General features: G+C 56.2%; 9 protein-coding genes and 2 pseudogenes. 8 read left to right on the top strand and 3 right to left on the bottom strand.

Annotated elements, in window-relative coordinates; all coding sequences use genetic code 11:
• The first annotated feature begins 32 nt into the window (after positions 1-32).
• Both trxA and BBBR_RS02050 read left to right on the top strand, forming a co-directional pair.
• The gene (trxA, locus tag BBBR_RS02055; protein ID WP_003828388.1) at positions 33-404 is read left to right on the top strand and encodes a thioredoxin; all 372 of its coding nucleotides are present in this window, start codon (positions 33-35) and stop codon (positions 402-404) included.
• Between the two features lie 172 nt (positions 405-576).
• Positions 577-1,560 (top strand): aggregation-promoting factor C-terminal-like domain-containing protein, encoded by a 984-nt coding sequence (locus tag BBBR_RS02050; RefSeq protein WP_003828386.1) that lies wholly within the window; start codon positions 577-579, stop codon positions 1,558-1,560.
• 187 nt (positions 1,561-1,747) lie between these two features.
• Here the strand turns inward: BBBR_RS02050 and BBBR_RS02045 are convergent, their stop codons facing one another.
• Together BBBR_RS02045 and BBBR_RS02040 are read right to left on the bottom strand one after the other, a co-directional pair.
• On the bottom strand, positions 1,748-3,124 hold the full coding sequence (locus tag BBBR_RS02045) for a hypothetical protein (protein WP_003828385.1): 1,377 nt from the start codon (positions 3,122-3,124) through the stop codon (positions 1,748-1,750).
• Between the two features lie 197 nt (positions 3,125-3,321).
• Positions 3,322-4,758: a polysaccharide biosynthesis tyrosine autokinase gene (locus BBBR_RS02040; protein WP_003828384.1), complete on the bottom strand. Its 1,437-nt coding sequence runs from the start codon at positions 4,756-4,758 to the stop codon at positions 3,322-3,324.
• Between the two features lie 301 nt (positions 4,759-5,059).
• Here BBBR_RS02040 and BBBR_RS02035 point away from each other — a divergent pair, with 301 nt between their 5' ends.
• From BBBR_RS02035 to BBBR_RS02025, 4 genes and pseudogenes are all read left to right on the top strand, one after another.
• Positions 5,060-5,494 carry a hypothetical protein gene (locus BBBR_RS02035; RefSeq protein ID WP_014484088.1) on the top strand — a complete coding sequence of 145 codons (435 nt, stop codon included), beginning with the start codon at positions 5,060-5,062 and terminating at the stop codon, positions 5,492-5,494.
• 305 nt (positions 5,495-5,799) lie between these two features.
• Positions 5,800-7,191 (top strand): hypothetical protein, encoded by a 1,392-nt coding sequence (locus BBBR_RS02030; RefSeq protein ID WP_014484089.1) that lies wholly within the window; start codon positions 5,800-5,802, stop codon positions 7,189-7,191.
• 163 nt (positions 7,192-7,354) lie between these two features.
• Positions 7,355-7,548, top strand: a pseudogene (locus tag BBBR_RS11235) (IS30 family transposase); the annotation flags it as partial.
• Positions 7,549-8,258: 710 nt separating this feature from the next.
• Entirely contained in the window at positions 8,259-9,131 is an 873-nt protein-coding gene (locus tag BBBR_RS02025) for an IS110 family transposase (protein ID WP_225851452.1), read from the top strand.
• A gap of 259 nt (positions 9,132-9,390) precedes the next feature.
• On the opposite strand, the gene BBBR_RS02020 is transcribed toward BBBR_RS02025, so the two are convergent.
• Entirely contained in the window at positions 9,391-11,277 is a 1,887-nt protein-coding gene (locus tag BBBR_RS02020; protein WP_003828368.1) for an AAA family ATPase, read from the bottom strand.
• Positions 11,278-11,525: 248 nt separating this feature from the next.
• Here BBBR_RS02020 and istA point away from each other — a divergent pair.
• Positions 11,526-12,984, top strand: a pseudogene (gene istA / locus BBBR_RS02015) (IS21 family transposase).
• Complete coding sequence (istB, locus tag BBBR_RS02010) at positions 12,981-13,742, top strand: IS21-like element helper ATPase IstB (RefSeq protein WP_003828361.1); 762 nt, start codon at positions 12,981-12,983, stop codon at positions 13,740-13,742. The pseudogene istA and the gene istB overlap by 4 nt, the downstream one beginning before the upstream one ends.
• The last annotated feature ends 38 nt before the right edge of the window (positions 13,743-13,780 follow it).

Raw genomic sequence — 13,780 nt, 5'->3', positions numbered from 1 at the left:
CATCAAGCACTGTGTTTGAGGAAGGAACTTCAATGGCCACCACCGCCATCACTTCAGCTGAGTTTGAGAAGACCATTACCGACAACGAAATCGTGTTCGTTGACTTCTGGGCCACTTGGTGCGGTCCGTGCCGAGCATTCGGCCCGATCTTCGAAGCTGCGTCCAACGAGCCGGAGAATGCGAACATCGCTTTCGTCAAGGTGGACATCGACGCCAATCAGGATCTGGCTCAGGCTGCCGGCATTCAAGCTGTGCCTACGCTGATGATTGCCAAGCAGGGCGAGGTCATCTTCCAGCAGGCCGGCGCGCTGCAGGCCTCCGATCTGGACGACCTCATCGCCCAGGCCAAGGCGCTGGATCTGGCCGCCGCCAAAGCACAGCAGGCAGCGCAGGAGCAGCAGTAAGCCTTATCACACTGCGGCAACGGAAGCGCGGAAAAGCCCATATATAGCGCTTCCTTGCACTGCTAACTACTACATATGCCATCCGTGGCGGGTCGAACACCCACCACGGTTTTTTATTCATCCACTCGACGTCCTATGATGAAGAGCAGTGTGTACCCAACCAAGGAGCGCAATGTCGAAGCACGCTGAGCGGACCTCATTCGTCAAAACCCTGTCTCGGGGCCAATGGGCGAAGATCGCGGCGGCCGTGGCTGCAGTGGGTCTCATTGCCACTGCAGGCGTTATATCTCGCGACCTCTATCAGTCGAGCACCGCTACACCTTCCATCACCCCAACCTCATTCTCCGCCACTGATGGTGCAGCTTCCCGTTCGGCATCCCGCGGCGCGCTCAAGAGCACCACCTACGTGACCGTCAAGGTCAATGGCAAGTCTCGCGTGGTTCTCGGCGAAAAAGCCAGCATGACCACCGTCAAGGATGTGCTGGAAACCGGCGATATCGTCCTCGATCCGGAAGACAGCGTGACTCCGAGCCTGGATTCCAAGGTCAGCGAGTCCACAGTCATTTCCATCAACCGCGCCAACACCACGGTGGAGACCACCGACACCGAAATCGCCTTCAATGAAGTGCGCAAGGAGACCTCGAGCCTGCCCAAGGGCCAGGAGGAGGTCGAGACTGAAGGCGAGAAGGGCGTGCTGGAGACCACGTCTCTGGTAACCCGCTCCGGCGATCAGGTCGTTTCCTCCAATGTGTTCACCTCCTGGGTCAAGAAGGCTCCGGTCGATAAGGTGATTCTGGTGGGCACCGCCACCGTGTCTTCGCCCAGCGCCGCCAGCCTCGGCACCACCACGCCGGCCGGCGAGATTCAGTCCTGGGCGCATGACTACCTGATTTCCAACGGCTACTCCGAGGCCGACTTCACCGCCGCCAACTTCATCATCAGCCACGAATCCGGCTGGAGCCCCACCGCCACGAACCCGTCTTCAGGTGCTTATGGCCTGCCGCAGGCGCTGCCGGGCAGCAAGATGGCTTCCGCAGGTGCAGACTGGCAGACCAACTACCAGACCCAGTTCAAGTGGTTTGTGAATTATTGCAACGGCCGCTATGGCTCGATTTCCGGCGCGTACGCGTATTGGCAGAAGCACAAGAGCTACTAAGCCAGCCAAATCAACACGTACACAACAGGTTCCGCGCCGCAAGGAGACTTCACCTTGGCGGAAGCCCCCGAAGGCGAAGTCTCCTACCAGTCCGTGAACGGCACCGCTGGTGGAAATGCGCACTACTGTTATTCGCGGTTCCTTTGACAATTTAGGCTAGCACAATCACTTACTGCTTCGACTCATCTTACGGTTTCGTCTCCTGATCGTCTGTACCCAGTTTCGTCCCCTGATCGCCTGTACCGTCGGGCTGTGTTTGCTGTTGCTGCTGCAACAACTGCTGCTGCCTTAATCGTGCATAATAATCATTCAGAGCTTTCTGCCGCGCTGCTTCTCGCTGAGCTTCAACAGCTGCACTGTAGTTTGCCATGGACGTGTTGACTGCATCCATGGACGCAGTCAACGTGTTGACGGCATCCTGCATGGCCTTTACGTCAGTGCCCTGCTGGGACAGCACGGTATTGGCGTTGGCGATGTCGCTTTCCAGCGTCACTCGCGTTGAATTATCGTCGACGGCATACAGGCTGTTGTCCAGCAAAGTCTGAGCCTCGGCTATCTTGCTCTGCAACGCCTGCTGAGCGTTAGCCTGATCCTTGGCGTTCTTGCTGTCCGTCACGGCCTTTGCCGCGGCAGTAATCGCAGTGGCGTTCTTCTTGGCGGTCTTGGTCTGGCTAGTGGCCGTCTTGGCATATTCCTTGAGGTCCGACGTAGAAGCTGAAGTCTTGCACTCCACCGCTTCCACATTCTTTACCGCAGCAATTGCCTTCTTCAGCGTATCTATGGTCGCGCCGTCAGCCACTTGATCAGCTGTAATGCTTTGAGCACTCTTGGCGTCGGCCAACGCCTTGGCCAGCGCCTTCTGAGCGGTGGAATTCTGGTCCACGGCCTCAGTACATGCTGTCAACGCATCCTGATGCAGCTGATGGCTTTCCCGACGCTGCTCGCTGAAACGCCAGTACCATACACCACCAATGATCGCTGCAATCACCACCAGCGCAACAATCACCGAAATGATAATGCCCTTGGTCCTCTTCTTGCCGCCCTTGCCACCGCGAGGAGTCTCTGCCACACGGTCTTCTTCCGGCTCCTCCACCGGCTCAGGATTCTGTTCGATGGCACTGAAGTCGATGTTCAGATCGTCTGTGGCATTGGTACGTTGCGGCTTGTCATCAGAAATCGGCGCAAAAAGCGGCAGCGTCGCATTATTATCCTGCTGAGGCGACTGAGCACTTTCCGCAGTATCAGGTGCCGCAAAAGTCATCGGGGCAGTAGCCACAGCATCGGAAGGGGAAGAGGCATCGCCAGCAGTATTCGCTGCACTCGCAGTAGGCCATTCCAATACTTCGTCAAAGCTGGGGAAGACGGACTGAACGCCACCCGCAACAGTCCCCGTACCATTGTCACCCTGCGTAATACCGCCGTCGTTCTCGTCGAACGAGATGGGCGGTATATCCCAGAAGGTATCGACGATGTCACCGCGAGCCGGCGACGCAGAGGAACCAGATTCCGCGTTCGGTTCAGGGCGTTCGTCTGTTCCCATGCTCTTCTCATTCCTTTGCATCATTGAAGTCATTCCAAACTGTCAGTTTATCCAGCCCTATGCCGAGCGTGCCAGCTGGTATTCAAGAATGTCACAATTCTTTACTATTCGATATACAGCCAGCACCATAAATCCAACAACTCAGTCTTATAACAGTAAACCGTGCGGCACAGAAGTACCGCACGGTTCATATTGCAAGACGATCGGCAAACGCCAAACTATTACTTGCGGGCTTTCTTCTCGCCCTTGCTCTTGGCACCCTTATGAGAGCTGCGCTTGTTGCCGTCCTCGTAATAGTAGTAGTAATAGTTCTTCGAGTGTATCTTCTTCGGATCAGCGAAGTTGAAGATGAAGCCGAGAATCGGCACTTCAGCGGCCTGCAGAGCCGTAGCGGTGTTCTCCAGCTCCTTCTTCTCCACTACGCCCTTACCAGTCACGAGCACCAGACCGCCAGCCATACGCCCGAACACGGTGGCGTCGCTGGCCACGGACAGCGGAGCAGTATCGATAATCACGTAATCGTACTGGGTGAGGGCCTGCTCGACCATTTCCTTCATGAGATCGGAGTTCAGCAAGATGCTGGCGTTAGCCGGGCGCTTGCCGGCAGGCATGATGTGCAGGTTCGGCTTCCAATACTTCTGAATGACATCGGCCGGGGACGCCTGGCGAGACAGCACGTGAGACAGGCCCACGTGGCCTTCAATGCCGAGCTTGTGGGCCATGGACGGGTGGCGCAGATCGGCGTCGATAAGCAGCACGCTCTTGCCTTCCTCGGCGAGAGCCACGGCAACGTTGGAGGAAACCGTGGTTTTACCTTCGGACGGATCGGTAGAGGTGATGACCAGCAGTCGGCCATGACCCTGCGTGGCAGTGGTGGTAAGGAACGACAGGTTCGTACGAATACGACGGAATTCCTCGGCCTCGCTACCGGCCGGCTGAGCGACTACGACCGGGCGGCTGTCGTCAAGAATCGTGGCCTGTGGCACAGTACCCAGCGAAGAAGCGTGGGTCAGCTCACGCACATCATCGGTGGAGTCCACCTTGGTGTTGAGGATGTCCTCCAGCAGGGCAACGCCAATACCCACGATGATGCCGAGAATCAGGCCCATAGCCAGATACAGCGGAATGTTCGGGGAACTCTGCCCGGTAGGAGTCTGAGCCTTCTGCACTACCGTGAGCTTGATGGGAGAGCCGCTGGAGGAGGAGTTGTTGTACAGGTCAGAGGAAATCTGATCGGAGAGGTTCTTCGCCACGCTGTTGGCGATGTCGGCCGCTTGCTGCGGATCGTCGACTTCCGCCGAGATGTCCACCATGAATGTGTTCGTGGGGTTCGTAGCGGTCACCACGCCGGCAAGATCGGTCGTGGTCATATCCAGGCCGAGATCCTTAATGACGGGCTGGAGCACGGCTTCGGTCTTCACCAGTTCCGGATACGTCTTGATCTGGGTGTTCAAATAATTGGCACCCGAGCTCATATCGTTGGTGGTCTGCGTCTCGCCGGACTGACCGGCATACGTGGCGAACACTTCAGCCGTAGCCGTGTACTTCGGCGGCATGATGAACGTGACAGCTGCAACCGCAGCAAACACCACCACAAACGAGATGATCGCAGACGCGAGATGCTTGCGAACAATCTGCAGCAAATCAGCGATGGTCAATGTTCTTCCTTACCTCTTCGGGAAATTTTCACAGATGGTCTATAATTTAGCACCTACCGGGGAACTTCTCGAGCTTTTGTATCCTTGTGAACAATGACCAAAACCCTTGATACGACTGCAGAATAACTGTACACAATCGCAATCACAATGTATTCTCACTCAATATTTTGCGACAGCACTATTCCCCTATTCCATATTATGAATTGAAATTGAGAATGTGATATATAAAATTGTAATTCAAATTATCATTCATTACAATCAAAATTGTCAATACTATTTATGCAGTGTGAAGGAGTATATTATGGCATCCTTGCTTCAAGGATTCGAAGAAGTTCAGCTAGTTAAGCCCGTTGGCAAAACGGTAATGACCGTTACCGATTCCGTTGTACGTTTTAATAAGGCCACCGCAGAAGTGCTGAATTTTCCAGCACAAGTTAAGATCCTTATTAACGATAAAACCAGACAAATTGCCGTCACGCCGACTACCGCTAAGGCGAATAATGCCGTGAAATTCAGCAAGGGTGAGGGCAAGCAGACTACGTCTGTAAGTATCAAGAATGCTGTGCTTGTTGAAGCAATTTCCAAGTACTTCACGCTTGTCGAAGCTCCAGAAGGCGAGGTCTCTTTCGCCTCCGTCAACGGCACTGCTTACCCGGAAGACAAGACCGTGATTTTTGATGTCGCAAACGCCACTGCCGGCACCATGAAGCGCCGCGGCCGCAAGAAGGCTGAGTGATTTCTGCTTAATTCGCGATTATACGAATACTGTAAAAGCCTGGATTTCGAATTAATGATAATCCAGGCTTTTAATTTCCAAAAAACCAGCATGGCTTGGGTTGAACAATACATGCACCAGCCCCACGGAGAGGATCTAAACGGCTGATTGGCCCATAGATTATTCATTTTTTGTAAGCGACTGCCAATTACTTGGTGGGAGTTTAAAAGTACTTCATGAAAGTGAACGGTTGACCGAACCCCCATCACCTCACCCACACATGCAACTGGTACAGTTCTCACGGAGGATATGGGAGGGAACCAAGTATGTCCACACCGAACAATACGCAGCTCGGCAACAAGTCAGTTCAAGAAAAACGCAGAAACTCCAGTCATTGCCCCGCGCTACAGCGTGGGGCAATGACCGAGACGCTGACTCGTATCACCATCACCCCATCAGACATGTTGATGTTTGCCGCAGTGGCCATGCTGCCATTTGATGGCACAAAAATTGGCATTCCACTCCCCTATTGGGCGCCAATCTCCCCCTGGTTGTTCACCCTGTACACAATCATCAACTGGCGATACTTGCGCGATACCGCACGACGCTTCCTGCCGTTCTTCCTCTTTCCCCTGCTACTAGTGCTCACATCCGTATACGGCTGGCAGTCATATGGAACACACGCCAGCGCAACCGCAAAGTCATTCATCTCCATATTGTTAGGGCTGGCGTGCTTGGCTTCGCTCGACATCGCGATCCGCATTAAACATGTACCTGTACGAACATTGTTAACTACGCTATTCACCGCGTATGTAGTGGCATTCCTCATTGGGATACTGCAATATATCGCTTTAGAACGACATCTGAACTGGCAGCCAGTACAAGCATATTTTTGGGGTGCTCTGTATAGAAACTATGCGAGCGTTCGTCCTCAATTCATGTTCGCAGAGCCTAGCTATATCGGCATGCATCTGTTCGGCGTACTCCTGCCAGTTTTCTGGCTGACCCGCGACCGCAAGATTGGCATATTGATACCGATATTTGCCGCTGGAGCAATTGCGATGGGCTCCGGCACCCGAATCATACTGGATACAGTGGTAGCTACATTTATCTGGCTGATAGCGACAATCAACTTCCACTCACGTAAGGTAACAGCTGGGTTCGTCGGTGCTTTAGGACTTCTTGGAGCAGGTGGATTGAGCGCAATTATCATCAATCCGCGTCTAAACTCTTTAGCCACCAATGGATTACTTGCTGGTGACGGATCGATGAGTGCAAGAATCTTCCATATGCTCGCTCCCATGTGGTCATGGAAACATGATCTACCTCACTTCATGTTTGGATGGGGCGCAGGCAATATCTCTAATGCAGTGCGTACTGGTTACGCCGGTGCCCGCCAATGGTATGACGCCCATGGCGGTGCGCCCAATACCGAAATCGACGGTTTAGCAAATCCCCCAGCGGATACTTTCACAATGAGCATCTATGCCAGCTTCATTACCGAATTTGGTCTATTTTGCTTTTTGGCCTTCTTGCTCTTGGTATTAGCACACGTAGCGGTCCATCATGGATGGAGCCGACGGAACATATGCTGGTTCATTCTTCTCGCATACCTATATATTCAGTTTGAATCATACGCATTCTATGCAATTCCACTGTTCATATGGGCTGTCTGCACAATAATGAATCGAGGAAAAAACAACATCAATTCCCTTTAGATTGCGAGAATCACAATTCGCTACTCTCTATCATGCCGATAAAGAGTGCGCATACGCCCGTTGTCTAATTGAAAGTGCAGCACCCGTTAGATTGGAGATTGTCCAGATAGCCAAACGAAGGGGTGTTGCACTTTGGGCCAGGTGTATTCGCACCTGTCGGAAGAGGAACGGCATGATTCGCCGCTATCTGCCCAAACGCATGCCCATCGCCCCTCCATGGCACGCGAACTGCAGGAGATCGTCGACGAAACCGACAACAGGCCCATGCGAGTGCTCGGTTACCGCACCCCCGCCGAGGCATTCGCCGACGAACTACTAAACTTGCAAGACAAACAAGGATGTTGCACTTCTAAATAGACAACGGGACCGGCGGCGCGGACTCGGTCTTGTGGCATGATTGGTGGTGAGGGAATCAATGACGAGTCCAACAAAACGTCACCAGCCCCATCACGAAACACCGACTTGACGTTGATAATGGTTGTGCCGGTTTCTTATCGGCGATAATGGTACATGACGGCCGGGGCGGCGACCACCGATTTGACTGACGCCATCCGTCGGGCGACTGTCCTTATTTTGATTTGTCCCGCCCAAGGCCGCCGACCCGCGGGCCATGGATGCATGACCTCATAGGAGCGTGGCCGCTCCCATCGGATCCCGCAAGAACCATGGCAACGCGCCCCGTCAACGTCCTGTCCGCGCCGCAGGCCCTGGGGAGGCCAGCCCGACGACGTGGAAAGGGACGACGATGACGTCATCAAACGCAACGGCGTGGGCGGGAACCGACACCCACACGGACGCGCACACCATCGCATTGCTCGACGGAAAGGGGAAAGCCGCTGGGCACCGAGACATTCGCGGCCGACCCGGAGGGATATGGGAGACTGATCGGCGCATTGCCCGAACCGGGCATGGCGGCGGCGATTGGAGTAGGGCGCGAACTCGTTCGGCGCGGCCGCCGCGGCCCGCGGCGTCATGGCCGGTGGGGCACAGGCCCGCCGAAAAGCCCGGATGGGTGGGTCGAGGCATTGCGCCATCTCAACGCCCAGCGAGCCCAACTGGCGTCGGCCATGACCACGATCCCCGACTCGGCCAACGGCCTGCTCGTCACCGCCCCGGAGTCCGTCAGGGAACGGTACCGGGGATTGAGGGGCGGGGACCGCATGAACGGGCTCGCCGAGTGCAGGCCCGCCGGCGGACTGGTCGAGCGGAGCGCGCCGGCCGCACTGAAATCCACCGCCAAGGCATGGAAGGCGCTTAAACGGCAGTCCGGCCCCCTGGAGGAACGCATGCGCGCGATCCTCCAGGAGCACGCGAGACCGTCGCCCGACATGTACTGCGCGGGCATCGTCATCGCCGCGGCCCTGGCCATCGTCGCCGGCGATGACCCCGAACGCATCCGGAGCGAGGCCGCGTTCGCCAAGCTCTGCGGCGCATGCCCGCTGCCCGCGTCCAGTGGCAGGACGAACAGGCACAGGCTCAATAAAGGCGGCAACCGGCAGGGCGACATGGCGTTGCGCCGCATCGCCATCGTCCGCTTGCGATACCACCAGCCCACCAGGGACCACGCCGCCGGGAAGACCCGTGAGGGTGAGGGCAGGCTCGAGAACATCCGCTGCGTCAAACGGTTCATCGCCCGTGAGGCGTGCCGGGTGCTCATCGCCATACGCAACGGTGGGATCGGGCGTAGGATGCCGGCCGAACGCGGCGCCGGACTGCGCGAACCGCGCGTGGGCCACGGTATCACCCACAGCAGGTCGACGAGGCGCCATGCGTGCCGTTCAGCCGCATCAGGAAGATCGAACGAGGCAAACGGGACCTGCCCGAACTCGAGCGACGGGCCATCCAATGGATTCACTCCATCACCAGTCCAAAACAACACACCCAAACGCTTGACAATGTATAGGAGCATCAAAACACACGGAACACCAAAGTTCACGTAGCATCCGACGGCGGAAGCACGGTCGTCGAGACCCATCCGAGCTTGGGCGCCGGGCACGACGCGGCCCACGGGCGCCGCCCGATGGCCGCGCCCGGCGCGTTCATGGGCGCGCACCCGTCCAGGGACCGCGCGCACGAGGGGGATCCCACCCGGCCGCCGGCCGCGCCGCCCAAGGGGAATCGTGCGGCCCCATGGGATTGCGACGGGGAGGCGTACAAGGGGCGGAACATGGTCGAACGGGTCTTCAACCGCATGAAGCACTACCGCAAGGCCGCCACCCGCCATGACGGGCCCGACGAGGGCTTGTGGTGCATGAAACGTTTGCCCGATTTAACCATGACGGGATCATGTTTCTCCAGATATTCCAGCATATATTCAATGGAACGATGCAGTTCATTCAGGTCAAACTCGTTATCAAGATCCTTAAATTCATCATGCTGTTTTGCTTCATCAGTCATCTTTCCGATGGACTCAGGATGATCTGTACAGTTCCGCACATATGTCGGTAACGGTTCTTCCACGACATTGCCACCATATCGATTACAGTTCTCCTTTCTCGTTGCACAGTCTTTTTTCTGAGGCTTGCGAGAGTCAAAACGCTTCTTTTTCGGAATATTAGTAAATTCTTTTTCAATCTCTATCCCTACACTGGCAACAGAGATATTCTCCTCTTGACAAGTTTCTTCAATAACATTGGTGATTCGCCCATACAGTTCACTATGGAATTCTGGCGTCGGGATCCCGAAAGCAAAATATGTGATAGCTGGAATAGACGGATCTTTACCTTCAACGATTTGAAGTTTACCAGGGGATATAAGATTCTTCCGATTCCCAGACTCTGCATATAGCACATGAAGGGTATCTTGTTTGTCTGAGTAACCGTGGAGCATATATGGAGAATGTGTTGAAATGAAATATTGACAATGCTGATTATTGTGGAGAGAACCGGCAAGCGTGTATTGCGCGTATGGATGCAGTGCCATATCTGGTTCATCCAATGCTACGAGAGATGAGATAATCGGGAGTTCTTTCTCAGAATCCTCATCATTGTCTTCGCCTGATTTATCGACAGAATGTTTACGTTGTTGTTCGGCGTATATCTGAATAGCGGCTAAGGCGAACGCTCGTTGCATACCAGTGCCTTTATGCTGAAGCTCGGCTTCTGGAGTAATATCACCTCCAAAATTAATATCTTGATCATTTGATGAGTCGTTGGATGTTTCGCGAATAAGTACTTGTCCCATCTTAACAAAATTTGAGACATCAGGCTGCTCAAAAGCGAACTGGACAGCATTGCTACCACCATACTGTTCGTTCATCCTCTCGCCGATTTCGGAAGCAATTGAATTCAGCTTTTCCTGTAAACTAGGCTGAGAATCAATTTGCATATCCGATTCATCGCCACCCATATACGATTCATCACCACCAGTGATGAATGCTTTTTTATGCGCGTCAAGGAAATTTTTCCAAAGTAAGGATTCCTTAAACTTTGCCGTTTCCTCTGAGATAAGCTTTCCCATGATTTTAGTTGGAGCGAAATCTGCAGCTGCATCAGGAGCGTCATCAGCCCAAACAAAAATAGGGTCAAAAAGACGCTGTATCTTCGCCGAGATACCAGTAGCATTGGTATACTCATCTTCTCGCTTGTTTCGATTGTCGAAGACTCCGATGTCTTTAATCCCAAGCGTGCTTGCCTTGCCTTTCGAATGTTTGTGTAAAGTGACGGTAGCGGAGCTTCGTCGGACACGAAGCAGATACTGTTTTGTGTTGTTATCAAAAAAGACATATGGACAAAGTGGATCATAGACTGCGTCGTTAAGTAAATGTCCGTCGGCCTTAGAGTTATATTCAGGGTCATCATCAGCAAGACATTGCGGCGGCACTTCGCTTCGTTCGAAAACGATATCAGCCGTAACAACGACTGGAACTGTGTCAACTTCTTCATTGGATGCGCCCAATGCATGATACCGGTATTCACTAATATCATGTCCTTTAGTAACACCATCATGTAAATACTGCAGCGCTCTCAGAACAGTTGTTTTCCCTGAATTATTGTCGCCTACTAGATAATTCACCCCACTACCGAAATCAAGATCAAGCTCGTGGTGACACATGAAATTTCTAAGCTGGAGATGTGAGATATACATTCTTAACCTTCTTCCGCTACTGTGCAGTGGGATATGGTCTGGTTTTGTCCCGCTCTTATGGTGAGACGGTTTGCACCGTTTGGGTTCAACAATACTAGTTTTCTATGTTTTTGTTCAATAGGAAGTTGAGGTTTTAGTCACGAAGGTTTTTCGGGTTTAGGCGGAAAGGCATGCCGACCACCCGTGGGCCTTAGCCTGATGGTGCTTCTAGTTCCATTCGGGAAAGGTCCGGAAAGGCAATGATCAGCATGCCCCAAATGCAGTCTATCCGTTCGCGTCGCAGGAACGGTGAGTCCATCGCCTCGATAGCGCGCAGCGAGAGGGTCAGCGAGCCGACCGTGCGCAAGTATCTGAGGGTCGACGGCCTATCGGCCGGGCCGCCCGTGAGGCGACGTCGTGGTTCGGTGATCGACGAGTGGCTGCCCATGATCGAGGGCATGCTCGCCGAGGACCGGGAGACCTGGCGCAAGCAGCGGCATACCGCGACCCGCATCCATGAGCGGTTGCGCGACGGGTACGGGGCCGGGGTGTCGTTGTCGACGGTGACCCGGACCGTGGCGCGGCTCAGGCGCGAGGCCGCGGCGGAGCGGGAGGCCGGTTTCCTGGACCTGTCGTGGCATCCGGGCGAATGCCAGGCGGACTTCGGCCAGGTCGACGTGCGCTACCGGGGCGTCGTGACGCGAATGCGGCATTTCGTGTTGGATTTCCCGTACTCGAACATCGGGCCGAGCCGGCTGATGCCCGGGGAGAACGCGGAGTGCACGTGCCAGGCCCTCAGGAACCTATTCGAATGGCTGGGCGGGGTGCCCGAACGCATCGTGTATGACAACGCCGCCGGCGTCGGACGCAAATGGTTCGACGGGATCCGCCTGATCCGCCTGTTCCAGGCGTTCCAGGCGCACTACGGGTTCGAGTACGCGTTCTGCAACCCGTACTCGGGACACGAGAAGGGCGGCGTCGAGGCCCGGGTCGGGGCCGTGCGCCGCAGGCTGTTCGTGCCGGTGCCCGGCGTATGGAACCTCGACAGCTTCAACCTGCGCCTGCCCGGCCGCTGCCTCGGACTGGGGGACAAGGACCACTACAGGAAGGGCGAGAGCCAGACCGGCCTGTTCGACGAGGACCGGAAGGCGCTGCTGCCCCTGCCCGCCAAGCCGTTCGACGTGGTCACGTGGACGAGGATGAAGGCCGACAAATACGGCAACATCACCGTCCAGGGCCGCCACCGGTACGCGGCCGGACCCGAACACGCCGGCCATGAGATGATCGTCGGCCTGAGGGCCCTGGAGGTGGAGATCCTCGATGCCGAAGGCAAACGCGTGATCACGCATCCGAGGTCCTACGGGGACAAGCCGACCGACAGCGGCGACCCGTCGAGCCAGCTCGGGCTGTTGTGCGACCGGCCGGCGGCCTGGCGCAACAGCCGGGTGCGCGACGCGATGCCCGACCCGCTTCGCGAATGGATCGACGCGCAGGACGAGGCCACGCGGCGCGACGGCCTGCGTGCCCTGCTGCACGCCGACGGCGAGAGCGGCTGGCGGGCGGCCGTGGCCGGCATGCCCGGTGATCCTCGAATCCACCGGAGGCACGGACCGGGCCGGGGTATGTCTGGCCGCGGCACGCCACGCCTCGGGCCTGGGACCCGTGGCCTACGACGACCCCGTGGACCTGAGCGAATACGACATCGCCTACACCAAGGAGGACGAGTGAACCAGAAGAACGGACGGACCGACCCCGGCCCGCTGCGCGAGCGGGCGAGGAGCCTGTTCATCTCGCAGGCCACCATCGACGAAACGCTCGAATGGGCCACGCCCCGCCAACTGGACGCCATCGACCGCATGCTCGCCACGGAACCGGCCAACAGGGAGGCCTCCAAACGGGCAAGGCTCATGCGCCAGGCCCGGTTCCCGGTGCCCAAAAGCCTCGACGGCTACGACTTCGCGAACGTGCGCCTGCCCGACGGATACACCAAGGAGCAGCTGACCGGCCTCGATTTCGCGGCCAAGGCGCAGGACCTCGTGTTCTACGGCAAGACGGGACGCGGAAAGACCCACCTGGCCACCGCCCTGGGCATGCTCGCCATCGAGCAAGGCAGGAGCGTGAGGTTCCGGCAGACCGCGGAGCTCGTGCTCCAGCCCGGCAAGGCCAAACGCGACGGCGCCCTCGACAGCCTGCTCGGGGACCTCGCCCGTGCCGACCTGATCATCCTCGACGAGTTCGGCTACGTGCCCTTCGACATCGACGGGGCCCGTCTCCTCTACCGGATCATCGCCGGCAGCTACGAACGTCGCAGCATCATCTTCACCACGAACATCGAGTTCAGCAAATGGGGGACGATCTTCGCCGACGACAAACTCGCCGCCGCGATCATCGACCGCATCGTCCACCACGGACGCCTCATCGAATTCACCGGCCCCAGCCGACGCGTCAGCCAAGCCCTCATGTTCGGCAAGACGGACAACCAGTAAAACAAACCACCGGCCGGCACTCCTCATGCCGAAAACCG

Origin of the sequence: Bifidobacterium breve DSM 20213 = JCM 1192 (genome assembly GCF_001025175.1) — a bacterium.
In the GTDB taxonomy this organism is placed as follows: domain Bacteria; phylum Actinomycetota; class Actinomycetes; order Actinomycetales; family Bifidobacteriaceae; genus Bifidobacterium; species Bifidobacterium breve.
Note: the sequence above shows the minus strand (reverse complement) of the source record. Positions and strands in the feature narration are given on the sequence as shown.

Coding starts and splice junctions, on each gene's coding strand:
- trxA (WP_003828388.1), top strand. CDS start 33: ATGGCCACCACCGCCATCACTTCAGCTGAGTTTGAGAAGACCATTACC.
- BBBR_RS02050 (WP_003828386.1), top strand. CDS start 577: ATGTCGAAGCACGCTGAGCGGACCTCATTCGTCAAAACCCTGTCTCGG.
- BBBR_RS02045 (WP_003828385.1), bottom strand. CDS start 3,124: ATGATGCAAAGGAATGAGAAGAGCATGGGAACAGACGAACGCCCTGAA.
- BBBR_RS02035 (WP_014484088.1), top strand. CDS start 5,060: ATGGCATCCTTGCTTCAAGGATTCGAAGAAGTTCAGCTAGTTAAGCCC.
- BBBR_RS02030 (WP_014484089.1), top strand. CDS start 5,800: ATGTCCACACCGAACAATACGCAGCTCGGCAACAAGTCAGTTCAAGAA.
- BBBR_RS02025 (WP_225851452.1), top strand. CDS start 8,259: ATGACCACGATCCCCGACTCGGCCAACGGCCTGCTCGTCACCGCCCCG.
- BBBR_RS02020 (WP_003828368.1), bottom strand. CDS start 11,277: ATGTATATCTCACATCTCCAGCTTAGAAATTTCATGTGTCACCACGAG.